This window comes from Nocardia sp. NPDC050413 (assembly GCF_040655475.1).
Lineage (GTDB): Bacteria > Actinomycetota > Actinomycetes > Mycobacteriales > Mycobacteriaceae > Nocardia > Nocardia coubleae.
Genome location: NZ_JBFAJZ010000018.1, coordinates 17049 through 42342 on the forward strand (window position 1 = coordinate 17049; position 25294 = coordinate 42342).

Annotated in this window: 22 protein-coding genes and 1 tRNA gene; 15 read left to right on the plus strand and 8 right to left on the minus strand. The window is 67.2% G+C overall.

What is annotated here, in order from left to right; genetic code table 11:
* The first annotated feature begins 141 nt into the window (after positions 1-141).
* The 11 genes from crcB (at position 142) to AB0I19_RS27470 (ending at position 10555) form a co-directional block, all read left to right on the plus strand.
* Entirely contained in the window at positions 142-564 is a 423-nt protein-coding gene (gene crcB, locus AB0I19_RS27420) for a fluoride efflux transporter CrcB (protein ID WP_357152536.1), read from the plus strand.
* A 64-nt stretch (positions 565-628) separates the two neighbouring features.
* Positions 629-991: a CrcB family protein gene (locus AB0I19_RS27425; RefSeq protein WP_067491792.1), complete on the plus strand. Its 363-nt coding sequence runs from the start codon at positions 629-631 to the stop codon at positions 989-991.
* Between the two features lie 47 nt (positions 992-1038).
* Positions 1039-2676, plus strand: a complete 1638-nt coding sequence (gene pgm, locus AB0I19_RS27430) for a phosphoglucomutase (alpha-D-glucose-1,6-bisphosphate-dependent) (protein ID WP_357152539.1) — start codon at positions 1039-1041, stop codon at positions 2674-2676.
* On the plus strand, positions 2673-3998 hold the full coding sequence (locus AB0I19_RS27435; protein WP_357152542.1) for an MFS transporter: 1326 nt from the start codon (positions 2673-2675) through the stop codon (positions 3996-3998). Before pgm ends, AB0I19_RS27435 begins: the two co-directional genes overlap by 4 nt.
* 66 nt (positions 3999-4064) lie before the next feature.
* The gene (locus AB0I19_RS27440) at positions 4065-4802 is read left to right on the plus strand and encodes a thioredoxin domain-containing protein (RefSeq protein WP_357152545.1); all 738 of its coding nucleotides are present in this window, start codon (positions 4065-4067) and stop codon (positions 4800-4802) included.
* A gap of 178 nt (positions 4803-4980) precedes the next feature.
* A tRNA-Ala gene (locus tag AB0I19_RS27445) sits at positions 4981-5053 on the plus strand.
* Positions 5054-5171: 118 nt separating this feature from the next.
* A complete protein-coding gene (locus tag AB0I19_RS27450; protein ID WP_357152548.1) occupies positions 5172-5666 on the plus strand; it encodes a hypothetical protein in 495 nt (164 codons plus the stop codon).
* Between the two features lie 105 nt (positions 5667-5771).
* Complete coding sequence (locus AB0I19_RS27455) at positions 5772-6818, plus strand: ferritin-like protein (protein WP_357152551.1); 1047 nt, start codon at positions 5772-5774, stop codon at positions 6816-6818.
* 107 nt (positions 6819-6925) lie between these two features.
* Positions 6926-7666 (plus strand): SDR family oxidoreductase, encoded by a 741-nt coding sequence (locus tag AB0I19_RS27460; protein WP_357152554.1) that lies wholly within the window; start codon positions 6926-6928, stop codon positions 7664-7666.
* A gap of 66 nt (positions 7667-7732) precedes the next feature.
* Positions 7733-9466 (plus strand): FAD-dependent oxidoreductase, encoded by a 1734-nt coding sequence (locus AB0I19_RS27465; RefSeq protein WP_357152557.1) that lies wholly within the window; start codon positions 7733-7735, stop codon positions 9464-9466.
* Positions 9467-9631: 165 nt separating this feature from the next.
* On the plus strand, positions 9632-10555 hold the full coding sequence (locus tag AB0I19_RS27470; RefSeq protein WP_357152560.1) for an RNA polymerase sigma-70 factor: 924 nt from the start codon (positions 9632-9634) through the stop codon (positions 10553-10555).
* Between the two features lie 489 nt (positions 10556-11044).
* Here AB0I19_RS27470 and AB0I19_RS27475 read toward each other — a convergent pair whose 3' ends face one another.
* Positions 11045-11503, minus strand: coding sequence for a hypothetical protein (locus AB0I19_RS27475; protein WP_357152563.1), 459 nt, complete (start codon positions 11501-11503; stop codon positions 11045-11047).
* Between the two features lie 298 nt (positions 11504-11801).
* On the opposite strand from AB0I19_RS27475, the gene AB0I19_RS27480 reads away from it, so the two are divergent.
* Positions 11802-12140, plus strand: coding sequence for a hypothetical protein (locus AB0I19_RS27480; protein ID WP_357152565.1), 339 nt, complete (start codon positions 11802-11804; stop codon positions 12138-12140).
* 86 nt (positions 12141-12226) lie between these two features.
* A complete protein-coding gene (locus AB0I19_RS27485; RefSeq protein WP_357152568.1) occupies positions 12227-13240 on the plus strand; it encodes an acyl-CoA desaturase in 1014 nt (337 codons plus the stop codon).
* A 1-nt stretch (position 13241) separates the two neighbouring features.
* On the opposite strand, the gene AB0I19_RS27490 is transcribed toward AB0I19_RS27485, so the two are convergent.
* From AB0I19_RS27490 to AB0I19_RS27515, 6 genes are all read right to left on the minus strand, one after another.
* Positions 13242-14729, minus strand: coding sequence for a DUF4246 domain-containing protein (locus AB0I19_RS27490; protein WP_357152571.1), 1488 nt, complete (start codon positions 14727-14729; stop codon positions 13242-13244).
* A 140-nt stretch (positions 14730-14869) separates the two neighbouring features.
* On the minus strand, positions 14870-17395 hold the full coding sequence (locus AB0I19_RS27495; protein WP_357152643.1) for a polynucleotide kinase-phosphatase: 2526 nt from the start codon (positions 17393-17395) through the stop codon (positions 14870-14872).
* On the minus strand, positions 17392-18786 hold the full coding sequence (locus AB0I19_RS27500; protein ID WP_357152574.1) for a 3' terminal RNA ribose 2'-O-methyltransferase Hen1: 1395 nt from the start codon (positions 18784-18786) through the stop codon (positions 17392-17394). Before AB0I19_RS27500 ends, AB0I19_RS27495 begins: the two co-directional genes overlap by 4 nt.
* 47 nt (positions 18787-18833) lie before the next feature.
* Positions 18834-20165, minus strand: coding sequence for a permease prefix domain 1-containing protein (locus tag AB0I19_RS27505; protein WP_357152577.1), 1332 nt, complete (start codon positions 20163-20165; stop codon positions 18834-18836).
* On the minus strand, positions 20165-20527 hold the full coding sequence (locus AB0I19_RS27510; protein WP_357152580.1) for a PadR family transcriptional regulator: 363 nt from the start codon (positions 20525-20527) through the stop codon (positions 20165-20167). Before AB0I19_RS27510 ends, AB0I19_RS27505 begins: the two co-directional genes overlap by 1 nt.
* 66 nt (positions 20528-20593) lie before the next feature.
* Complete coding sequence (locus tag AB0I19_RS27515; protein WP_357152583.1) at positions 20594-21814, minus strand: cytochrome P450; 1221 nt, start codon at positions 21812-21814, stop codon at positions 20594-20596.
* Positions 21815-22115: 301 nt separating this feature from the next.
* Between AB0I19_RS27515 and AB0I19_RS27520 the strand changes: the two genes are divergently transcribed.
* Entirely contained in the window at positions 22116-22784 is a 669-nt protein-coding gene (locus AB0I19_RS27520) for an LppP/LprE family lipoprotein (protein WP_357152586.1), read from the plus strand.
* A gap of 4 nt (positions 22785-22788) precedes the next feature.
* On the opposite strand, the gene AB0I19_RS27525 is transcribed toward AB0I19_RS27520, so the two are convergent.
* Positions 22789-23916 (minus strand): metallophosphoesterase, encoded by a 1128-nt coding sequence (locus AB0I19_RS27525; protein WP_357152589.1) that lies wholly within the window; start codon positions 23914-23916, stop codon positions 22789-22791.
* Positions 23917-24149: 233 nt separating this feature from the next.
* Here AB0I19_RS27525 and AB0I19_RS27530 point away from each other — a divergent pair, with 233 nt between their 5' ends.
* On the plus strand, positions 24150-25292 hold the full coding sequence (locus tag AB0I19_RS27530; protein WP_357152592.1) for an alpha/beta hydrolase family protein: 1143 nt from the start codon (positions 24150-24152) through the stop codon (positions 25290-25292).
* Positions 25293-25294: the final 2 nt, after the last annotated feature.

A 25294-nucleotide genomic window follows, 5' to 3' on the forward strand; every position in this document is an offset into this window, starting at 1 on the left:
ACCGAGACTCGGTCCGGGCCATCGGCGTTCGCGCGAGGTGGCTGCTGGGGGTTTGCCGGACGCGCACCGCGCGCTAGTTTGTCGGGGGTACTCGATACCATGAGCAACGACCACCGTCGGACTAGCAGGGGAGGGCAGTGCATGGCATCGCGGCCCCCGGCGCTCGACCCGGCCGTCCTCGCGGCGATCTCGGTGGGCGGTGGTCTCGGGGCCACGGCCAGATACGGTGTGGGCCAGTGGTGGCCGGTGCGTCCTGGGCCAATTCCGTGGTCGACCCTCACCGTCAATGTGGTCGGCTGCTTCGCCCTCGGGGTGCTGATGGTCGTGGTCACCGAGATCTGGTCGGCGCCGACGCTGGTTCGCCCGTTCCTCGGGATCGGCGTGCTCGGCGGGTTCACTACTTTCTCCACCTTCGGCCTCGAGCTTCGTACACTGATCGACACCGGTTCGCCGGGCACGGCCGTGGCCTATCTCGGTCTCTCGGTCCTCGCGGGCCTCGGCGCGATGGCGCTCGCCATGATCGGGACCCGCTGGGCGGCAGGCAGCGTGGGGCAGAACACGTGAATCCGACGACGGAAGGGGGCCATCCGATGGTCGCGATGTGGGCTCCCACGGCGGGAGGCGGGCGATGACCGCGGCACTCGTGTTCGCGGGTGGAATGCTCGGTGCCCCCGCGCGTTACCTCGTCGATCGGGCGGTCTCGGCGCGGTTCCCGGCCGGGCTGCCGTGGGGGACGTTGACGGTTAACATTGTCGGTTCGGCGTTGCTCGGGGGCCTGATCGGCGCGAGCGCGGGCAGTACTCTGCTGGCGTTCGCGGGAATCGGTTTCTGTGGTGCGCTGACCACGTTCAGCACATTCGGTTACGAGACCATACGTCTGGTGACCGAGGGCGCCTACGTGTATGCCCTGGGCAACGTCGCGATCAGTGTCGCGGCGAGCTTGGCCTCGGTGTATGCCGCCGCGTCCCTGACCAACTGGTTGTGCGCATGATCCTCATGACCAGCCGCGCCCAGCCGACACGGAAGGGAACACCCACCATGGCCCACGATCGCGCCGGACGGCCCGCCCGCCCGACCGACCTGGTGGATATCGCTCACCTGGTCACCGCGTACTACAGCCGCGTGCCCGATCCGGCCGAACCGAGCCAGCAGGTGGTCTTCGGCACCTCGGGGCATCGCGGGTCCAGCGAGGACAGCGCGTTCAACGAGGCGCACATCATGGCCATCACCCAGGCGATCGTCGAGTACCGCGCCACCCGCGACATCACCGGTCCCGTGTACCTGGCGCGCGACACCCACGCCCTGTCCGAACCGGCCTGGACCACCGCGCTCGAGGTCCTCGCGGGCAACGACGTCACCGCCGTGATCGACGCGCGTGGCCGCTACACCCCGACGCCGGCGCTGAGTCATGCTGTGCTGCGTCACAATCAGGGCGGAACCAAGCACCAGGCCGATGGCATCGTGGTGACCCCCTCGCACAATCCGCCGCGCGACGGCGGCTTCAAATACAACCCGCCGCACGGCGGCCCCGCCGACACCAAGGCCACCGACGCCATCGCCGCGCGCGCCAACGAACTGCTGCGCGGCGGCCTGGCCGAAGTGAAGCGGGTGTCGCTGGAACAGGCGATGAAGACCCATGTGCAGCGCTACGACTACCTCGACCACTACGTCGCCGACCTGCCGAACGCACTGAACCTGGACGCGATTCGCGGCGCGGGCATCCGCATGGGCGCCGACCCGATGGGCGGGGCGAGCGTGGACTACTGGGAGGAGATCGGGCAGCGCTTCGATCTCGAACTCGAGGTTGTGAACCCGTTCGTCGACCCCACCTGGCGTTTCATGACCCTCGACAGCGACGGCAAGATCAGGATGGATCCGTCCTCGCGCCACGCCATGGCCGGACTGGTCGGCATCAAGGACGACTACGACATCTCCACCGGCAACGACGCCGACGCCGACCGCCACGGCATCGTCACCCCCGACGGCGGGCTGATGAACCCCAACCACTTTCTCGCGGTCGCGATCGAATACCTCATCGCCAACCGGATGTGGTGGGACGCGCTCACCAAGGTCGGCAAGACGGTTGTCACGTCCTCGATGGTGGACCGGGTGGTCGGTGTGCTCGGCCGCGATGTGTACGAGGTGCCGGTGGGGTTCAAGTGGTTCGTGCCCGGATTGTTCAGTGGCAGTTTGGCTTTCGGTGGTGAGGAGAGCGCGGGCGCGTCGTTCCTGCGGATGGACGGCACCGTGTGGACCACCGACAAGGACGGCATTCTGCTGGCGCTGCTGGCCGCCGAGATCGCGGCCGTCACCGGTCAGACCCCCTCGGCTCGCTACGGCGAGCTCGAACGTCAGCACGGCAGCCCCGCCTACGCGCGCATCGACGCCGTCGCCACCAGCGAGCAGAAGGCCAAGCTCGCGCGGCTCAGCGCCGAATCCATCACCGGCACCGAGATCGCCGGCGAGGAGATCACCGGCATCCTCACCACCGCGCGCGGTAACGGAGCCCCGCTCGGCGGGCTGAAGGTGACCACCGAGAACGCCTGGTTCGCCGCCCGCCCGTCGGGCACCGAGGACAAGTACAAGATCTACGCCGAATCCTTCCTCGGGTCCGAGCATCTGACCCAGGTGCAGGCCGCCGCCGAGGAGATGGTGAATCAGGCGCTGATCGAGTGAGTACCGCGACAAAGGTTCGGCTACCCGCCGAAATCTGGGTACTGATCGCGGCGGCGTTCGTGATCGCGCTCGGCTTCGGGCTGGTGGCGCCGGTGCTGCCGCAGTACGCCCGCGAATTCGGGGTCGGTATCGCGGCCGCGTCGGCGATCGTGAGTGCCTTCGCGTTGATGCGCTTGCTGTTCGCCCCCGCCAGTGGGCGCCTGGTGCAGAAGCTCGGCGAGCGACGGGTGTATCTGGCGGGCATCCTCATCGTCGCGGTGTCGACCGGTGCGTGCGCGCTGGCGCAGACGTATTGGCAACTGCTGGTGTTGCGCTCGCTCGGCGGGATCGGGTCGACGATGTTCACGGTGTCGTCGATGGCGTTGATCATCCGGGTGTCGCCGCCTGCCGCGCGCGGCCGGGTGTCCGGTGTGTATTCGACGAGTTTCCTGATCGGTTCGCTGGTCGGTCCGCTGGTCGGTGGTGCGCTGGCCGGGCTAGGATTGCGGGCCCCGTTCGTCATCTACGCGCTCGCCCTGCTCGTCGTGTGCGTGATCGTGTTCGCCGGTTTGCGCGAGTCACCGGTCCTGAAGGACGACAGTGCGACGACCACGCCGGAACTGACCTTCCGGCAGGGCTGGTCGGAGCCCGCGTATCGCGCGGTGCTGCTGTCGAGTTTCGCCGGCGGTGTCGCGGTGTTCGGTGTGCGGATGGCGTTCGTCCCGCTGCTGGTGGTGGAGACCCTGCGGCAGGAACCCGGCATGGCCGGTGTCGCGCTCACCGTGTTCGCGGCGGGCAACGGGGCGGTGCTGTTCGCCTCGGGTCGATTATCCGACCGGCTCGGTCGCAAACCGTTCCTGATCCTCGGCTCGGCGATCTGTGCGGTCGGCACCGGCGCGCTCGGTTTCGCGCCGTCGCTGCCGTGGTTCCTGCTCGCCTCGTTCGTCGCGGGCATCGGTTCCGGCATGTTCAGCCCGGTCCAGCAGGCGGCGCTCGCCGATGTGCTCGGCAGCCGGGCGCGCGGTGGGCCGGTTCTCGCGGCGTTCCAGATGGCGGCCGACCTGGGCGCGGTCGTCGGACCGATCGTCATCGGTGAGGTCGCCGATCGCACGTCGTTCGGGGTCGGCATGGCGGTGACCGGGGCGGTGCTCGCGGTGTCGGCGACGGTGTGGGTGTTCACTCCCGAGCCGTCGCGGATCGTGCATCCCGAGGACCCGCAGCACCCCGACCACGCGGGCGACGGCCTCGACCCGCAATGTACCTGCGACGGCCCCGACGGGTCACCCGTCGTGCGTGACGGCATGGTTCCCGCGAACCGTCGTCCGGTCGACACGGAGAAATAAGCTGGTAGAGCTGATATCGGCGTGCCCGGGCGGCGCGCCGATATCGGCTCGAGGCAGAGTGGACGGGTGAGCACAGCCGGTTCTTCGCACAATCCACGTCCCGTCTCGAGCAACACCACCTACGCGCTCGGCGCGGTGGCCCTCGTCGTGATCGGGCTGATCGTGTTCGCCGTCTACAAGTGGAGCGCCGAACCACCAGCCGTCCGCAACGACGGTTACGGCGCTGTGCGCGAGGCGGCGGTGCAGGTCACCACCACACCCGAAGGGGTGATCCGGCTCGGCCGTCCCGACGCCGCGAAAACCATCGACATCTTCGAAGACCCGCTGTGCCCCGCCTGCGGGGTGATGGAGACCAGCTACGGCCAGGAACTCGCCCAGAAGATCGACGAGGGCAAGCTCGCCGTGAACTACCACCTCGTCGCGTTCCTCGACGACCAGTCCAAGAGCAAGGACTACTCCACCCGCGCCATCGCGGCCAATCTCTGTGTCGCCCAGACAGGTTCGGGCCCCACCTACGGCAAGTTCCACAAAGCCCTGTTCGTGGACCGCCAGCCCGAAGAAGGCGCCGAGGACCTGAGCAACCCCGCCCTGGCCACCCTGGCCACCGAATCCGGTGCCCCCGAATCCGTCGCCGCCTGCATCACCCACGCCACCCAGCGCGACGCCGCCGCGGCCGCCGCGAAATCGGCCCTCGCCGACCTCGACGCCCGCACCGGCAACAAATCCGCCACCCCCACCATCTACGACGGAACAACCACGGTCGACTGGCGCGACGAGAACTGGGTCACCACCCTCGCCCCCTGACCCACGTGAGGTTGCGCACATCCTAGACCCCCTCCGCGCCGCCCGCCCACCTCCCTGAGCCCCGAACCCACTCCTGAATCGCCCCGTTTTCGCCATCTACCAGCCGATTTGTTCTCCCGGAGAACCATGGTGTAACTTCATTCAGGCAGCAGCGAGAGCAGCTGAAACAACAGAACACGGGGCTATGGCGCAGCTGGTAGCGCACCACACTGGCAGTGTGGGGGTCAGGGGTTCGAGTCCCCTTAGCTCCACCCGAAACAAAAGGTCCGGCTTTTCAGCCGGGCCTTTTGTCGTTCCGCGCGAGTGGGTAGGTGCGGCCGTGGCAACGATCGACAGCCGAGATTGTGGCCCACCGCTAGGCTCCTCGATGTGTACGACATCGCGAAGAATGCGGGATTTGCTGGGGCGCACGCAGTGTGGAGTGTGAGCGACTCGGATTTACTGATTCCGCTGATCGGATACGTCGATGCCGACGGGTCGCAGGGGTTGGAGCGGTTTCTTGTAGACGATGTCGCGGACGGGGCGCGGCTGGGGGCCGAACGACTGCGGACGGGGCGGCCGGGCTGGGTACATGCCGCGCTCGTCGTCGACGCTTTCTTACGCTCGCCGGCCGGGCGGCAGGATGCACTCGTCATCGAGGCGACCGACTACGCCCCGCAGCGGCGGTCGATAAAGATGGCCATTCCTTATCGCCCGCACACGACTGCCGAAGGTTTCGCCGTGTACCGCGCGAAATTCCTCGGCACCAGTGGTTTCGACGATCCCGACTACGACGCGATCGCGGAGGCTTTCTTCTCCGGCGTCGACTCCCATGAGCAGGCCGCGGCCGTGTGGAACGCCCACCTTCTCGACGAGTCCGTTTGATCCGAGCCCGTCGACGGCGCGTCATACGTTCTTGTCACAGTTTCCCCGGGCGCACTGTCCTTGTTGTCGACACCACAGGAACACCTGTCGAGACGAGGTTCGGTCATGGACATCAGCACGGGGCACGCCATCGAGACAATGGACGATCTGCGTCGCCATCTGCAGTGGGCGATCGAGCTCGAGCACGCGACCATCCCGCCGTACATGTGCGCGTTGTATTCGCTGGAGCCGGGCACCAATGCCGAAGCGGCACAGGTCATCAGCAGCGTCTTCGTAGAGGAGATGCTGCACCTGGCGCTGGCGGCGAATCTGCTCAATGCGGTGGGCGGTGAGCCCAAGCTCGACGCGCCCGAATTGCTGCCCGCGTACCCGCATCCGCTGCCGCACGGCGATCGATCCGTACAGATACAGCTCGCGCCGTTCGGTTCCGAAGCCCTCGAACTGTTCTTGAACATCGAACAGCCCGCCTCGGCGGACGCACTACCCGAATCCGACGGTTATCACACGATCGGGCAGTTCTACGCGGCCGTCGAACTCGGTCTCGTCACGCTGGTAGACACCCTCGGCGAGGAGGTCGTGTTCTGCGGAGACCCCGGTCGCCAGCTCCACGAGATGCACTTCAACAGCGGTGGCGGACAGGTCGTTCCCGTGCACGACCTGAAGTCGGCGCTGACGGCGCTGGCCGAGATCGTCGAGCAGGGCGAAGGCGCGGCGCGGACCGAGGTGTGGGACGGCGAGAAGGACGTCTTCCATCCCGATCGAGATGAGGTCGCCCACTTCTATCGCTTCCTGGAATTGAAGGAAGGTAGGCGATTCCAACTCGGTGACACCCCGCAGTCCGGGCCCACCGGTGAGCCGATCGTGTTCGACCCCGACAAAGTGCTGCCGATGCGCCCCAACCCCCGCACCGCCGACTATCCAGAGGGCAGCGCGGTCCGCCTCGCGCAGGAGGAGTTCAACAACACCTACTGCCTGCTGCTGTATCTGCTCGAGGACACCTTCAACGGCAGCCCGTCGCAGATGCGGGACGCGGTGGGGACGATGTACGCGTTGAAGTCCCAGGCCCAAGCTCTCATGAAGATGCCGAGCGGCGACGGCCGCACCACCGCGGGGCCGACCTTCGAATACGTCGCGCCGCAGGACCGAGCATAGTCACAGGGCCTCGGCACGCGCGCCGTCACAAAATCACCGCCTGCCCTGTCCTTGATGTAGCGGAGTCTCGCCGGCCCCGCGGCAATGTCCGAACGAAAGGAATGAGCATGAAGATCGTCGTCATCGGCGGTACCGGCCTGATCGGCTCCAAGCTCGTCGCACGACTCGGTGAGCACGGCCACCAGGCGGTTCCGGCCGCACCCAACACCGGCGTGAACTCGCTCACCGGTGAGGGCGTCAAAGAAGTACTGCAGGACGCGAACGTGGTGATCGATGTTTCCAATTCGCCGTCGTTCGCCGACGACGACGTGCTGGAGTTCTTCCGGACCTCCACGACGAACCTGCTCGAGGCCGCCGCTGCGGCCGGTGTCGGGCATTATGTCGCACTGTCGGTGGTGGGTTCGGAACGGCTGCCGGATTCCGGGTACCTGCGGGCGAAGGTGGCGCAGGAGGAGCTGATCGAGGGATCGGGCCTGCCGTATTCCATCGTGCGCGCCACGCAGTTCTTCGAATTCGCCGGTGGGATAGCGGATTCCGCGACCAGCGACGGTCAGGTGCGGCTGCCGGCTTCCAGTATGCAGCCGATGGCCGCGGACGATGTGGCTGCGGCTGTCGGTCGTACCGCGGCGGGCGAGCCGAAGAACGGCACCATCGAGGTCGGCGGCCCGGAGGTCATGGCCCTCGACGAATGGATCCGCACCGTGCTGAGCGCGCGCTCGGATGCGCGCACGGTGGTCACCGATCCCGAGGCCCGGTATTTCGGGGCGGTGCCGCAGCGCGAGCTGCTGCCCGGCAGCGACGCGCAACTGGCGCAGACGCGGCTGTCGGAGTGGCTCACCAGCAACTGAACTGTTCGCGCGGGCGGCGATCGGCCCGCCCGCGCGAACTGTCCCCTTCGGAAGGGAACGAAGCGAATGCTCACACCCGAGGAGCGTCAGATCGCGACGTCGGTGCTCGTCGTCGGCACCGGCGGATCCGGCCTGCGTGCGGCGATCGAACTGGCCGAGCGCGGCATCGACGTCCTGGTGGTGGGAAAGCGGCCGAAGGCGGACGCGCACACCACCCTCGCCGCAGGCGGTATCAACGCCGCGCTGTCGACCATGGACGTCGAAGACAGCTGGCAGCAGCACGCGGCCGACACGATCACCGAAAGCTACCTGCTGGCGCGGCCTGATACCGCTCGGATCGTGGCCGAGAACGCCGCGCGCGGAATCGAGGATCTCGAGCGCTGGGGCATGCCCTTCGCTCGCGAATCCGACGGACGGATCTCGCTGCGATTCTTCGGCGCGCACACCTACCGACGCACCGCGTTCGCCGGTGACTACACCGGCCTCGAGATCCAGCGAACCCTGGTGAACCGGGCCGCGCAGCTCGGCATCCAGATCATCGATACCTGCTATGTGACCCGAATCCTGGTGCGTGACAACGTGGTTTTCGGCGCCTACGGTTTCGATCTCGACAGCGGCGAGCGCTATGTGTTCCGAGCCGACGCGGTGATCCTCGCCGCCGGTGGGCACACCCGCATCTGGCGTCGCACTTCTTCCCGACGTGACGAGAACACCGGTGATTCGTTCCGGCTCGCCGTCCTCGCGGGCGGCCGGATTCGGGACCCGGAGCTCGTGCAGTTCCACCCGTCCGGTCTCATCGAACCCGAGAATGCCGCTGGGACACTGGTATCGGAAGCTGCACGGGGAGAAGGTGGCATTCTCCGCAACGCCGCGGGAGAGCGCTTCATGCGGCGCTACGACGCGGAACGCATGGAGCTCTCGACCCGCGACCGGGTCGCGCTGGCCGCCTATACCGAGATCAAGGAGGGGCGAGGAACCCCGAACGGTGCTGTCTGGCTAGATGTTTCGCACCTGCCTCGCGAAACGATCATGCGGCGCCTGCCGCGCGTCTACCAGACGATGTTGGAACTGCAGATGCTCGACATCACGCGCGATCCGATCGAAATCGCGCCCACGGCGCACTACTCCATGGGCGGAGTATGGGTTCGCTCCGAAGATCACGGCACCGGCGTCGACGGCCTCTACGCGATCGGCGAGGCGTCGAGCGGTCTGCACGGTGCCAACCGGCTCGGCGGCAACTCACTGATCGAACTGCTCGTCTACGGCCGGATCGTCGGCGAGGCGGCAGCGCGGTACTCGGCCGAGCATGAAGCACAGCGTCGCTCCCGGGGCGCGCTCGTCGAGGCCCGCGCCGAGATCGATGAGCTGCTGGCGGTCGACGGGCAGGAGAACGTGCGGGCCCTGCAACGCGCCGTGCGCGACACCATGACCGAGCACGCCGGCGTGGTGCGCGACGAGCCCGGAATTCGGGCGGGCCTGGCCGAGCTCGACGAAGTCGAGGAGCGGATGACGAATATCGGCGTGCACCCCGACGCCGCCGGGTTCCAGGACCTGGCGCACGCCTTCGATCTGAAGTCCTCGGTGCTCGCGGCGCGCGCCACCCTGGAAGCCGCGCTGGAGCGCCGCGAAACCCGTGGCTGCCACAACCGGTCCGATTACCCCGACCTGGATCCGGAGCTGCGGGTGAACCTGGTGTGGTCGGGTCCCGGCAAGCTCGAACGTGAAGAGATTCCCGCGGTCCCCGGCGATATCGCGCGGCTCATGCGAGATGTGTCGACGGAAGGCAAATTGGTCGAATGAGGCGTCGTGTGGGCGCACTCGACACCCACTGTTCGGTGCTGCTCGGCTGCTGTATGTCACGCCACCGCGTCCGGCCGGCGCGAGTAATGTCGTGGCAGATGGTGGCCGAATCGAGGCGGGGTACATGAATCACGCGAGTGCCGGTGGCGCCGGAACGGCCGCGCGATGAGCAGACCCGCGAGTACCGACCTGGATAAAGCCGTCGACAATTTCTCGGCGCACAAGGGCAGGCTGTTCGGCATCGCCTACCGAATGCTCGGCACCGTTGCCGACGCCGAAGACATCGTCCAGGACGTCTGGGTGAAATGGCAGTCCTACGCCGACCGCGATTCGGTGCGTGATGTGGAGGCCTTCCTCGTCACCATCACCACCCGGCAGGCGATCAATGCCACGCAGACGGCGCGGGTCCGCCGGGAAACCTACATCGGCCCATGGCTGCCCGAGCCCGTGGACACCGGTGCTGATCCCTCGCTCGGTGCGGAGCGTGCCGCGGCATTGGAGACCGCGGTACTGGTGGTCCTGGAGAAGATGACGCCGACCGAGCGGGCGGCGTTCGTCCTGCGGGAAGCTTTCGACTACCCCTACGGCCGGATCGCCGAAGTCCTCGAAATCAAGGAACCGGCCGCCCGGAAGCTGGTGAGCCGGGCACGCCAGGCCATCGAGTCCGACCGGCAGGTATCAGTCGACACCGTGCATCAGCGACGTCTGCTCGCTGCCTTCCTGAATGCCGCGCGCGCCGGTGAATTCGATGAGCTCGAGGCGCTTTTCGCCACGGATGTCGCCAGCTACTCCGACGGCGGCGGCGCGGTGCGCAATGCTTCGCGCATTCCGGTATTCGGACGCACGCGCGTGGCGAAGTACGTGGCCGCGTTCGCCTCACACTTCTGGACGGGGGTCGACATCGACTGGGTCGACGCCAACGGTCGCGCGTCGGTGGTGATCAGCCGCGACGGAGTCGCCATCGCGTGGCTCGCGGTCGGTGCGGCCGACGACGAGACGATCGACCGGCTCTACTGGGTGTTCAACCCCGCAAAGCTAGGTCATATCGCCCATGTCGTCGCTGTCCCGGGGGATTCCGCCGCGCCGTGAAACACCATCGGCCCTGGGCTCAGCGCCGGTGTCAACCACGAATGGCGATCGTCGAGAAAAGCACGGTCAGCCTTTCGCGTTCGCTGTGTTCGCCCTTGTATTGGCCGCGACGGCCGTCGGCGACCGCAATTGCATCGAATTTTACTGCGGCACAAAATGTTTGGTCGCATCCGACACAACGCCGTGCTGTGTGTTGTAGTCCGACCCAGCACCCGACCGCCGAAATGAGCAATGATGCAATCTGGCCGCCCGGACCACGTCTGCGGCGTCGAAAACCGAGTCCGCGGACGCCTGTAGTCGCGGTGGCGCGCGAAGATCTCGTCTGCTGCCGTGCAGTGCGAACTCGCAGGCACAGTCCTCAACCGTAGGTAAAACCCCAGGTCTCCGGACCTGGGGGTTTGCTGTTGCTACTGAAGGCCCACTCTGGATGGGCGTTGAGCAGGGAAGTTCTTGGTACCGAACGGTGAGGCGGGGATGTTCCGCCCAGTCCTAGACGATTTCCGAGGTTCCCGAGCAGGTGACCACCTGGGGGACGAAGCCGCTGTTGTGCACGGTGAAGTCGGTGCGGACGATGCCGGTGCCGGTGGGGGGACGGAAGTAGAGGGTGCTGCCGTTGCCGATGATGAATCCCACGTTGCCGCTTTGGGTTTCCGAACCGGAAGCACCGGTGGTGAGGTTCGTCCAGTTCAGGGTGACCGTCGTGGTGTAGCCACCCCACAGGCTGCCGCCCGCGTGGATAGTGAAGTACGGAACGCCCGGGGCGCCGTACGGCTGCGCCCCGATGACCTGACCGCTGTAGGGCTGGTCGACGATATTCGGGCTGACCCCGCGACAGATCGTCACCTCCCAGCTGCTGGGAGCCGCTGTCGCCGCCCCCGCACCGGACATCACCATCGCCCCCGTGACTAATCCAGCGGCGGCAGCCTTCCATCCAATTTTCTTCTGCATCAAGATTTCTCGTCCTTCTTCAGGTTTGATCGTCGACACTCGGAACCTACCGGAGCCACGTCTGGCGGTCATGGGTAGCGGGGAGGAGATCTTATTGGTTGTGGTCTGGCGATAGTCGGCCGTCGTGCGGCGTTGTCTGCGGTGCCGTTCGCGCCTGGGCGCGCGCCAGTGTGATGTCACGGTCAGGGCGTACCGTTGTGACTCTGCGTTGTTGGTTCCGCTGATCGGTTACGCCGGTGCGGACGGCGCCGAGGGGCTGGTGCGTTTCCAGGCCGACGATGTTGCCGATGCTGCGTAGATGGGGGCCGAGCAGTTGCGGAAAACCGGTCGGCCCGAGTGGGCGCACGCCGCGCTCGTCGTCGACGCTTTCCTGCGTTTGCCGAGCGGGCGGACGGATGCGCTTGTCATCGAGGCGATCGACTACGGACCGCGGCGGCGCTCGATCGAGATGGCCGTCCCGTATCGACCGCATACCTCCGAGCAGGGTTTCGCCGTGTACCGCCTGAAGTTCGTCGAAACCAGCGGAATCGACGCACCCGACTACGACGCCATCGCCGACGCCTTCTTCATCGGTGTCGACTCTCACGAGCAGGCCGCGGCCGTGTGGAACGCCCACCTCGTCGACGAGTCCGTCTGACGCATCAGCATGCGCGGAGGAATTCGGTCGCCATCGATCTGCAACCCGTTCACCCGGCCGTGGCCTCCATGCGCCATGCTTGTGCGGTGGTTATAGCGTCTGATGTCGTCCCCGTGCGTGGCAGTGAGTTCTCGGTCCTGTTGCGTCGTGTCCGGGAGGCGAACCTCTTGGACCGGCGGTTGCGGTATTACGGGTGGAAGAGTGCGCTCACCGCGGCGGCTTTCGTCGCTGGTTGGGTGGCGTTTTTCGTCATCGGGGACTCGTGGTGGACGCTGCTCGTCGCGGCATTCCTCGCGCTGGTCTTCTCACAGATCGCCTTCCTCGGCCACGACGCCGGGCACAAGCAGATCTTCGCGGGCCGCAAGGCCAACTACCTGTACGGCTTGATCGCGGGCAATCTCGCGATCGGGTTGAGCATCGGCTGGTGGACCAGCAATCACGCCCGCCATCACGCCCACCCCAATACCGAGGGCATGGACCCGGACGCGATGGGGGTGCTTGCGTTCTCCGGCGAGCGGGCGCGGACCGGCAAGGGTTGGCGCCGTTTCATCTTCCGCTACCAGGGGTGGCTGTTCTTCCCGTTGCTGCTGCTCGAAGGCGGCAGCCTGCACTGGAAGAGCATTGTCGCGGTGTTCCGGTGGCCGATCGCGAACCGCGTCTGGGAGGGTGCGCTGCTCGCCGCCCACTTCGTCGGTCTGCTGTCGGCGGCGTTCCTGGTGCTGTCGCCGGGTAAAGCGCTGGTGTTCATCGCCGTGCAGCAGGGCCTGTTCGGGCTGTACATGGGTTCGACGTTCGCGCCCAACCACAAGGGCATGGAGGTTCTGCCCGAGGGCGACAACACCGACTTCCTGCGTCGTCAGGTCCTCACCTCACGCAATGTGCGCGGCAGCTTCCTCGTCGACCTGGCGATGGGCGGCCTGAACTACCAGATCGAACATCACCTGTTCCCGTCGATGCCGCGCGCCAACCTGCGGCACGCACAGCCGATCGTCGCGAGCTTCTGCGACGAGATCGGCGTGCCGTACTGCGAGACAAGTCTTTTCGAGTCCTACCGGCAAGCCCTGACCCACCTCGACGAGGTCGGCCGCCACGCGAAGTAGGTCAGTGCTCGCAGAGGTAGAACTCCCGCTCGAAGTATTCCTCGTTGTGTTCGTCGACGAAGAACTTGCGTTCGTGCATCAGTTGTTCACGGAATTCCTCGGCCTGGGCCCTGGTCATCGTCGAGGTGGGTGACCACGGCTGCTGCGGCGGGACGTCGGCGGTCGAGGTGATGGTGACCGACGGGTCCACCAGGAAGAACGCCACGATCTTTCGGTGACCGTTTCGGGTCGGATCGTCGAGCCGGAACGGGGCGACGCGATGCTGGTAGATGTTCGGAAAGGCCACGCAGCGGCCGGTCACGGTACGGACCGAGCCCAGTTCCTGGTTGAGCGCGTCCTCGTCGTCCAGGCCGTAGACTTCGCGAACCCCGGTGCGGTCGTTCTGCTCGTAGTACGGCTCGTCGATGGCGGTGCGGAAGCCGAGCAGGCTTTCGGTGATGTTGTCGCTGTCCCAGTAGTAGATGGCGGTGGCGACGATGCGTTCGTTCAGCATGGCCTCGACATGCCATGAACCACCGGGATATTCGGGCTTGTCCGGGGTGAGGTGGATATTGGCGAGTTTGACGATCACCTGTAGCCGGCGGCCGCTGAGCGTGACGGTGTGGGTGTCGTTCCGCTCGGGCGGCTGGAACTCGGGTGCGTCGGGGATGGCGGGGCGTCGTTCCTCCCACCACTTCTCCATGGCTTCCTCGTAGGCTTCCTCGGCCGCCTCGTCGTCGTCCTCCGGGGGTTGCGGTTCGGTGTCCTCGTACCAGCCGAACGGGTCGGCGACGATGCGTACTCGTTTCGGGGCGCGCAGATCCGTGAGCACGTTCTCCAGCAGCGGGAGCGTCCGGCCGAAGAGCTCGGGCAGGACGGTGGCGAGCTCCTGATGACGGTCCGGGTCGACATTGTTGACGTAGGAAAGGAACGCCACGGAACCCTCGGCGCCGACCTCGACATCGGTGGGCAACCACTGGAACTTCTTCGAATGCGAGGCCGACTCGGCGTTCTTCTCCGGAGCGGGCCATGGTGCGTCCTCGGGCAGGCTCACGCCACGCACCAGGCAGTACATCGAGGGATGCACCAGATCGAGCACCTGCCCGTCGGATCCCGGATGCCAATCCAGTTCCGCCGCAGGCATTTCCTCCAGTACGCGCACCGCCTCGGCCAACCGCTTGCGCAGATCCTCGTCGACCACCGAGTCCGACTGCCACACCCCGTCGACAGCCGACACCTCGATCCCGCGCTCCGCATCACGAAGCTCGGCGTAATACCCCAATTCGTCGAGCACATAACGGATCTGAGCCTGCGTCATCCCCTGCTCGGCCGCCTCCCGCGACCACCGCGCCACGATCTCGGCATCCTCGCGCTTGCGATACCACTCCGGCTTGGCCCGGATACTCGCACTCAACCCCATCATCTCGAGCTCCCGCACCGTCCGAACAGGCGCGACACACGCCACATGGGCAGCGCGAAAGGGCAACGGGAACAGATCCAACTCAGTCAATTCTCTGATCTCTCAACAGTTCTGCCGCACCCACGGCGGTTCCGCGGATGCTCCTGCGACCCTGCCACAGAACTGCTGCCCAACCCATCCCCGTCCTCGGATGAGACACCGCCCGCGCCGGCTGGGCGCGAGCGGCGGGTCTACAGGCGGGGGTCGGTGGGTGTCGACTCCATGGCGAGGACCGCGAACACAAGTTCGTGGACCCGCCACAGCGGCTCGCCGGAGGTGAGGGCGTTCAGGGCGGTGAGTCCGAGGCTGTGTTCGCGGAGGGCCAGGCCGCGTTTGCGGTTGAGGTTGCGGTCTCGTAGGCGGGTGAGGTGTTCGGGGGCTGTGTAGTCCGGGCCGTAGATGATGCGGAGGTATTCGCGGCCTCGGCATTTGATGCCCGGCTGGACGAGTTTGCCCTTGGTGCGGGTGGACAGGCCCGCGTAGGGCTTGATGACCATTCCCTCGCCACCCGCGCCTGTGAGGTCGAGCCACCAGGTGGTGGCCTCGGCTTCGGCGGACGGGTCGGACAGGTCGACCACGCGGCGGTCGGTGGACCGGAACGTGGTGGGGTCGGCGGCGACCAGGCGGTCGCAGATGTCGAGGTGCCAACCGTGGTCGCGGTCGGCGAAGGTGGTGCCTTCGGCGGCGAGCAGCGCGAACGGTGCCAGTGCCACGCCGTCGAGATCGTTTGTGGGCCAGCAGTATCGACGGTAGGCAGTGATGAAGTCGTCGGCGTTCGCGGCGCGGTCGGCCGTGCGATCACGCAGGGCGGTGAGGTCGAGACCGCGGTCGACGCCCGCGTCCAATGCGGCCAGCGCCGGGGGGAGGGCGGAGCGTGCGGCCGCACCGGCCGCGGCGTACTGGGTGCGGATCAACCCGCCCGCCTTGGCCGACCACGGCAGCAGTTCGCAGTCGAGCAGCAGCCAGTCGGTGCCGAGTTCGTCGAACAGTGTCCCGGCGGCGGCCCGTACCCGGGCGAGTAGTGTTTCGGTGAGGGCGGCGTCGCTGAAGAAGGATCGGCCGGTGCGGGTGTAGACCGCACCGGAGCTGCCGTCGGAGACGCCGAAACGTGTTGTGGCAGCGGCCTGGTCGCGGCAGACGAGCACGACGGCACGCGAACCCATGTGCTTCTCCTCGCACACCACCGTGTCCACGCCCGCCGCCCGGTAGTCGGCGAACGCCTCGGTCGGGTATTCGAGATACCCCTCCACCGACGACGTGGACGGCGGCGACATGGTCGGCGGCAACCACAGCAGCAGACGCGGATCGATGGCGAACCGGCTCATCACCTCGAGCGCGGCCGCCGAACTCTCGGCGTCGACGATGACGGTGCCGTCGTCGGTACGCACGTGCCTGCGCCCGGTGACATCGGCGAGATTCAGCGTCTCGTTGTCGCGAACCGGTTCGGCGACGAGCGGTTTCACCGGTTCGTAGTACATCCGCTCGGCGGGCACCGCGACGAACGTCTTCTCCGGGTAGCGCAGCGCGGTCAACTCACCACCGAAGACGGCACCGGTGTCGAGGCAGACGGTGTTGTTGACCCACTCCACCTTCGGTGTCGGCACGTGCCCGTACACGACCATCGCCGAGCCGCGATAGTCGCGCGCCCACGGATAACGCACTGGAAGACCGTATTCGTCTGTCTCCCCGGTGGATTCGCCGTATAGGCAGAAATCGCGTACCCGCCCGGAGGCGCGTCCGTGGTATTCCTCCTTGAGTCCCGCGTGCGCGACGACGAGCCGCCCGCCGTCGAGCCGCAGGTGGCTGACGAGCTTGTCGATCCACCGCGCCGCCTCGTCGACGAACTCCGGTGGCTCCGCCGCCAACTGCTCGAGCGTCTCGGCCAGTCCGTGCGACACCGTCACCTGCTTGCCGCGCAATTTGCGCAGCAGCTTCTGCTCGTGATTGCCGGGCACGCACAGTGCGTGTCCGTTGTCGGTCATGCCCATCACCAGCCGCAGCACGCCCGGCGAATCCGGTCCACGATCCACGAGATCGCCGACGAACACGGCTTGGCGCCCGTCCGGGTGAGTCGCATCGACCGGGCGGCCGGCCTCGTCGCGAACCAGTACCCAGCCGAGTTCGGTGAGCAGGGACTCCAATTCGGCGCGGCACCCGTGCACGTCGCCGATGATGTCGAACGGTCCGGTGAGTTCGCGCCGGTCGTTCCAGGCCCGCTCGTAGGAGATCGTGACATCGGCCGGGTCGCTCACCACATAGACCTTGCGGAACCCCTCGCGTCCGAGCTGCCGCAGCGATCGCCGCAGCTCCTGGCTCTGCCGCCGCAGGACATGCCGTTCGAAGGTGCGGTCCGTGCGGGTCCGAGTCCGTTCCCACGCAACGGCTTCCGGTGTGTCGAGCACGATCGCGACCGGGAGGACATCGAAAGACCGTGCCAGCGCGACCAACTCGGCGCGGGCATGCTTCTGCACGTTGGTGGCGTCGACGACCACGCGTCGACCGGCACGCAAACGGATCCCCGCGACGTGCCCCAGCGCGTCGAAGGCGTCTTTCGTTGCGGTCTGGTCGTTTTCGTCGTCGGCGACCAGGCCTCGGAAGAAGTCCGAGGACAGCACCTCGGTCGGCTTGAAGTGTTCGCGGGCGAAGGTGGACTTGCCGGAACCGGAGATGCCGACGAGGGCGACGAGCGACAGCTCGGGAAGGTCGATGTTCATCAGGCGGCCTTACGGAAGAGAGCGAGCTGGGTGGGGGAGCCGGAGCGCGGGTCGTGCTCGCCGACGGGACGAATATCGACGGTGTAGCCGAAGGTTTCGGCCACGCGGTCGGCCCAGTCGGCGAATTGCGCACGGGTCCATTCGAATCGGTGATCGTCGTGACGGTGACCGTCGAGAGTTTCGTAGTGCACGTTGTATTCGACGTTCGGCGTGGTCACGATGATCGCGCTGGGCGCGGCGTGCCCGAAGACGGCGCGTTCGAGGGCGGGCAACCGGCTCTCGTCGACGTGTTCGATCACCTCCATCAGCACGGCCGCGTCGAAGCCGCGCAGCCGGTCGTCGTGGTAGGTCAGCGCCGACTGGACGAGGGTGATCCTGGCCCGCTGCCGGTCGGGCATGCGGTGGAACTTCAAGCGCCGCTCCGCGATGGCGAGCGCACCGCTGGACACGTCGGCGCCGACGATCTCGGTGAATCGCTGGTCGGCGTGCAGTGCGAGCAGCAGAGTGCCCGGCCCGCAACCGAGGTCGAGGACGCGGGTGGCGCCGGTTTCGGCGAGTGCGGCGAGCACCGCGTCACGGCGCGACTTCACCAGCGGTGTCCTGCGCTCGGTGGCCTCCACGAGTTCGACCGGGTCCTCGATGGTTTCGGGCTCGAGCTGGTCGTCGGCGGCGCGCAGGCGTCCGAGCGCGGACTGGGTCAGCGAGTGGCGACCGGCCAGGTAACGCCGGGCGATCAGTTCGCGGTCGGGGTGGGCGCCGAGCCATCCGGAACCGGCGCGCAACAGTTTGTCGACCTCGTCGGCGTCGACCCAGTAGTGCTTGGCGTCGTCGAGCACCGGCAGCAGCACGTACAGGTGGTTCAGCGCCTCGGCCAGGCGCACGGTCCCGGTGAGCCGCAACCGGGTGTAGGGCGAGTCACCCCACTCCGGGAACTGCGGGTCGAGCGGTTCGGTGGTGGTCGATACCTGCCAGCCCAGCGGCGCGAACAGTTGCTCGACGATCTCGCTCCCACCCCGGCACGGCACCGCGGGCACCTCGATCTCCAGCGGGATGGCCGTGCCCGCCAGCTCGGCGCGGTCCCGGCTGGTGCCGTTGAGCGCCGACCGGAACACCTTGCCCAGCGCCACCGACAGCAGGCTCGATGCCACATACGGCCGGTCGTTGACGTAGCGCCCCAGCGCCGAGCTGTGCTGGCCCTTCGCCGGCCTGGCCAGTTCCACGGGGTCGATCTCGAGCAGCAGCGCCACCGTGCACCGTTCGGCGTCGGCGTGGGGGTAGAACACATGCGCCGTGCCGCCGGTCGTCGCGAACGACTGCACCCGGTCGGGGTGTTTGACCAGCAGGTACCCGAGATCGGTCGCCGGGGAGTGGGTCGTGGAGATCGTCAACAGCACAGACCGATCCTGTCACGGCCGGTCCAGCGAATTTCTTGCGAAAACCTTCAGGCGAAGGCGAACAGCGGCCCGATCACGACCACGACCACCGCCGCCCAGGCGCCGTAGACCGGGAGGTAACGGGTCTGCCAGTGTTCCAGTGCGGTGAAAGGGGTTCGGCCGCGCAGGAATCGCAGACTCAGGTGGGCCGACCAGGCCAGGTTCACCAGCAGCACCACATTCATGCCGAGCGCGACGATTTTATTGGGGCTGGAACCGAATTCGGCGATCCGGGTGGCCATGACCGTCAGCATCATCAGGTCGACGATCAGGGCACTCAGTACCAGGACCAGCTGGACCCGGTCGAAGAAGGCCGGTGGAGCCAGCGGGTCGCGGGCCGAGATCGTGTAGAGCAGCAGGCCGAGCACCAGGACCAGGATGAGGTCCATCTGGATCAGCAGGTCCCGGTCGATGCCGGTGAAGCTGCGGGTGGTGGCGAACGCGCCGAGCAGGGCGAGCAGCATCAGGATGGTGAGCGGCGTGAACACCCTGGTGAGCACGGGGGCGATGTTCTCGATCACGTTCTGTTTGGCCTCGACCAGCCACGCCGCGACGATCACCGCACCGGCCGCGCCGAACGGCATGATCCAGCGGGTGATGACCGGCTCGATATCGAAATCGAGGGCATCGAACGCGGCGGCCGTGAGACCCATCAGCACGCCACCACCGAGGGCGAGCAACGTGAGATAGACGAACCATTCGCCGGTGAACCGGATGAAATCCATGCGCGGACGGTCCGAGCGCCAGTCACCGCCGGCATACGCCAGACCGACCACCAGCCACAGCGCGATCGGGGCGTGGATGCCCGCCAGCACCACCGTCGAACCGCTGTCCTCGAACGGGTACAGATTCAATACGAGCGCGGCCAGCACGAACGGCACGGTCAAGGCAAGGGCGACAGCCGCGCTCACCTGCCGCTTCCAGGCGAAATACCCGGTGAGGAAAGGCAGGACGAGAAGGCTGACATTGAGCCCGAGCGTCTCCTCGTGCAGGAACGTGATCCCGGTCTTCACCGCCAGGCCCGCGGCGAGCGCGATGGCGATCACCATCATCAGCTCCCGATTGCTCTGGCGCCCACCGTCTTCGGGCATCAGCACCAGCTGTTTCCACAACCGGTCGGAATGCTCACGGGCGAACTCGCGCGAGATCGAGTCCACATTGCCCATCCGCTTGACCGCGACGAGAAACGCTTCCTCGCTGCTGAGACCGGCGTCCTGCAATGTCGAGACCTGTTCGCGCAGATGGTCTTCCATCTCGTCCACATCGGCCACCGAGATCACCCGGTGCCGTTGGACATAACCGCGCCACAGGTCGACCGCGGCGTCGAGTTCGGCATCCATCACGCCCACCCCTGTGCTGCGGCCGGCGGCTGATTGAGGCCGCGCCAGACCTGGTCGAGTGCTTCGGCCACGACGGTCCACTGCGCCCGGCGTTCGGCGAGGGCGGCGCGGCCCGCGTCGGTGATGAGGTAGTGCTTGCGGCGGCGGCCGCTGTCGGACACGCGCCAGGCCGAGGACACGTAGCCGAGCCGTTCGAGCCGGTGCAGCAGGGGATAGAGCATGCCGTCGGTCCACTGCATGCGGCCGTTGGACAGCGTGTTCACCTGCTCGAGAATGGCGTAGCCGTAGGACTCGCCGTCGGCGAGGATCCCGAGCACGAGCGGCGTCGCCGAAGCCGCTACCAGGTCTTTGTCGATGCGCACAGCACTCCCATACCTAGAACCGTTAGGTATGACCCTAACAGATCTAGGTATGGGAGGCGGGGAACCTCAGCTCAGGCGCACCGGCAGTGTCGCGTGGCCGTTGGAGATGAAACTGGCCACCGAACCGAATTCCTCTGTGGCACCGGCCAATCGGATTCCCGGAAAGCGTGCGAACAGGGCGGGTAGGGCGATCTCGGCTTCGAGTCGGGCCAGCGGCGCGCCGAGGCAGCGGTGCACGCCGTAGCCGAAGGCCAGGTGTTCCTTGTTCACCCGGGTGACATCGAAGTCGTCGGCGGTGTCGCCGTGCAGGTTCGGGTCACGGCTCGCCCCGGCGTAGGAGGCGAGGATCGGGTCGCCCGCCGCGATGGTGACGCCCTCGAGCTGGATCTCCTCGACGGCGAACCGCAGCGGCAGATGCGCGACCGGCGCCTCGAAGCGCAGCGATTCCTCCACCACATCGGCCCAGGTGGCCTTGCCGTCGCCGACCGCCGCCAGCTGATCGGGATGGGTGAGCAGGGAGTGCACCGCTTGATCGAGCAGGTTGACGGTGGTTTCGTGGCCCGCGCTGATCACCAGCAGCAAGGTGTCGACGAGTTCCTGCTCGGTGAGCTGGGTGCCGTCGTCCTCGTCGCGGTGGGTGATGAGCAGGCTGGTCATGTCGTCGCCGGGGTTGGTGCGGCGGTAGGCGACCAACTCGCCGAGGATGCCGTACATGTTCATGTAGTTGGCCTGCGACTCCTCCGGGCTCAGCGAGGTGTCGAAGATGCCGTCGACGCACTTGCGCAGCCCCGCGTGCAGTGAATCCGGCACACCCATCAGCTCGGAGATCACCTGGATGGGCAGCGGGTAGGCGAAGCGTTCGCGCAGGTCGATCACTTCGCCTGCCGGGACGGCGGCGAGTTCGTCGAGCAGGCCCGCGGTGATCTTCTCGATCATCGGGCGCATCGCCACCGTGCGCCGGTGGGTGAAGGCGGGTGCGACCAGCTTGCGCAGGCGCGTGTGGTCGGCGCCGTAGGCGGTGAACATGTTGTTCACGGCCACCCAGAGGAACAGCGGCCAGTCCGGCGGCACCTCACCCGCGGCGAACGCGGGCCAGTGCTTGGTGGCGGACTTGGACACCCGCGGGTCGGCCAGCAGCTTCTTCAGCGTGGCGGCGTCGGTGACCGACCACGCCCGCACCGCGCCCGGCAGCTCGACGAGCGTCACCGGCCCCCGTGCCCGAATCCGCGCGGATTCTCCCTGGATATCCGCGCCTGCGGGGTCAAGTACCAGTGCCACGTCGTCCATCAAGGTCTCCTCATCGCTCGCACATCACACTGCTTGCGGGGCAAGCCTTTTCGGTACGAATGCCCCCGTTTCACGGTAACAGTGCCACCGATCGCGCGCCGATGCTTTCATTCGGTACCACTCGCCGGGAACTGCGCGGCGCGGATGTCGAAAAGGCACGTCACAGCCGGTGGGGCGGAGGGTGTGGATTTCGCACCCTAGGGCTGGGATTCGCACTTTTCGCCTAACGGGCCCGCCGAGAGTCTCGATGGAGTCGTTGTCCGCGCCGACAGCGTGCGGGGGACTCGGAATCGAGGAAATCATGAAGAACGCAGTTCGGATGAGTGCGCTGATCGCGGTGGCGGCGGGGATGGTCGCGGGCTGCACCGGGGACGACGGGGGCACTGCCCGCCCGACGACCTCGGTCACCGCCACTTCTTCGGTTCCGGTGGAACCTCCTGTGGAGCAGACCATTTCGCCGTCGCCAGGCACACCGTCGCCGGCGAGGCCGTCGGCTGAGGTGCCGCCGGTGATCGACTCACCGGTGCCGTCGGATCCGGAGCCGCCGGCCGCCGACGACATCAGCGGACCGGATCGGTGCATCGACCCGGGCTCCAGCGGTGTGCGCAACGCGCTCGCCGGGCTCGGTGACGGCTGGGCCGCCTCGCAGGCCTCGGAGGACCGGCCGGGCAGCTGTGGTGAACTGCTGTGGGTGCGCGCCGTCGGTGGGAATTCGGCGGGTGCACCGATTCACATCATGTTCTTCCACGACGGAAAGTACCTGGGCACAGCGACTTCCGAGGCCTACGCGTTCACCTATGTCGCCGGGGCGAGTGGCGACTCGGTGACCGTGAATTACAAGTGGCTCGTCGGTGACGAACCGTTCGCGGCGCCGCAGGGTGGCCCGGCGGCGATCACCTACAGCTGGACCGGGTCGGGTGTGGCGATGAGCGGTCCCTTGCCGAGCGAGGTCACCCAGCCGCACCGCTGACGGTTCAGACGGGCTCCGGGTGGAGCACCAGGACGGTGATCTCGCTGGGTGCGAACACCCGCAGCGGCGGGCCCCAGAACCCGGTGCCACGGCTGGTGTAGAGCTGGGTGTTGTTCGCGTACCTGCTCAGTCCGGCCACGACCGGCTGGTCCAGTCGCACCAGGTAGTGGAACGGCCAGATCTGGCCGCCGTGGGTGTGACCGGAGATCTGCAGTGCCACCCCGGCCGCGACGGCGTCGGCGATCTGCTTGGGCTGGTGGGCCAGCAGCACCACCGGCAGGCCGGGGTCGGCGCCGGTCAGGGCGGCGGGGAGATCGGGGCCGTGACCGGGGAGTCCGCGCCCGGTCGGGTCGTCGATTCCGGCGATGACCAGGCGGTCGCCGTCGCGGGTGAGGGTGCGGTGTTCGTTGTGCAGTGGCTGCCAGCCGAGGGCGGCCATGTAGTCGATCCAACCCTGCGCGTCGCCGAAGTACTCGTGATTGCCGGTGATGTAGAAGCGGCCGAGTGGTGCGACGACCTTGCCGAGCGGGTCGACCTGGGTCTGGCGTTTCTCGACCGAGCCGTCTGCGAGATCACCGGCGTGGCAGGCGATGTCGGGTTCGAGGCTGTTCACCACGTCGACCACCTTCTCCGACCAGCGCACGCGGTTCAGCGCGGCGTAGTGGGTGTCGGTGACGACAACCATCCGCAGGCCGTCGAGGCCGGGGGCGAGGCCGCGGATGGCCACGTCGACCGTGCGCACGCGCGGCACCCGGCGCGCCTCGTACACACCCCAGCCGGTGAGGGCGAGCGCGGTGATCGCCACCCCGGCGGCGACCGGGCGGGCGGGGTCGTCGACACCGATCACCGTCAGCGCGCCGCGGACGAACACGCCGATGACCGACCAGGCGAAGAACACCCAGGACACCCCGAGCAGGGCGTCGCCGACGATCACCGCCGGGTCGGATTGGGCCGGGCCGTGCCCGAGGAACATCGCCACCGGCAGGCAGGCGAACAGGGCCGCGACGACGGCGGTCCCGATCCAGAACAGCGTTCCGGTACCGCCGGTGGGTGCCCAGACAAGGGTCCACCAGGGCAGGGCCAGCAGCAAGGCTGGGATCAGCACGAACATCAGCCGTACAGCGAGCTTCACGGGGTCCCGTTCTGCAGGGGCCGCCGGGGTCGCGGCACGAATTTCTCCACCAGCCTAGCGCCCGCAACGCCGCCGGTGCCGGGCCGAAAGCCCAGGCCGGTGAAGGTGGCTGCGTCGCACCGTAATTCGGTATGTGCCGGTGGCAGCCGGGCGCGCTATGCTGCGCGGCAGGACATCGCCGTGGGGGCGGGTCGTGTGGGGAGCGGCGTGGCCGCGTCAGCGAAAGGTCGATCATGCGTGGCGTAAACGGGGGAGGGGCGCCTGCGCGCCGATCCGGGCGGGTCCGGCGGACCCTGATCGGGGTCACGGCGGCAGTGTTGCTGCCGTTCGGGACGGCGGTTCCGGCGGGTGCCGACGCCGATCCGAATGCGATCGACTTCGCGGTCGAGTCGTCGATGGGCACCATCAACACGCGCATCGTGCGCGCGGCCGACGGCAACACCGACCGGGTGGTGTACCTGCTCGACGGTGAACGCGCCGAGAACGACCTCAACGGCTGGGAGAAGCACACCTCCATCCCGGCGCAGATGGCGAAGTTCAACATCAATGTGGTGATGCCGGTCGGCGGGCAGTCCAGCTTCTACGCCGACTGGGAGCAGCCGAGCAGCTTCAACGGGGTGAACCCCGACGGGTCGATGCTGCCGAGCGCCGACTCCGGCTCGGCCATCGGCGGCTGGGAGGACACCCAGGGCAAAACCACCGCCTACCAGTGGGAAACCTTCATCACCAAGACGCTGCCCGAGGCTTTGAAGTCGCGGTTGGGGTTCAGTTCCACGCGCAACGGTGTGCTCGGGCTGTCCAGTGGTGGCAGTGCGGCGCTGTTGATGGCGGCCTACTACCCGCAGCAGTTCAGCTATGCGGGCTCGCTGTCGGGGTACCTGCACATGTCGATGCCCGGTATGCGGGAGGCGCTCGGTGCGGCCATGATCGCCAGCGGCGGGTACAACATCGAGGCGATGGCGCCCGCGGGGAGCGAGAAGTGGCGGCGGATGGACCCCTACGGCTTCGCCGAGAAGCTGATCGCGAACAACACCCGCCTCTACATCTCCGCCGGTAGCGCCAAGCCCGCCGATCAGGATCTGTCGTCCATCGACGCGATCACCCAGGGCATGCCGCTGGAAGCGATCGCCCTCGCCAACACCCGTTCCTTCGAAAAGCGCCTCACCGCACTGGGTTACACCAACGTGAGCTACGACTTCCCCGACATCGGTATCCACAACTGGGGCACCTGGGAGCAGGTGGCGATCCGTTTGATGCCGGACATGGCACCCCACATCGGCAAGCCCCTGCCCGCCGGCGCCAAGCCACCCGCCGCTGCCGCGCCCCCGGGTGCTCCCGGCGCGGAGCCGCCGGCCGGTGGTGCACCGCCGAAGTAGTT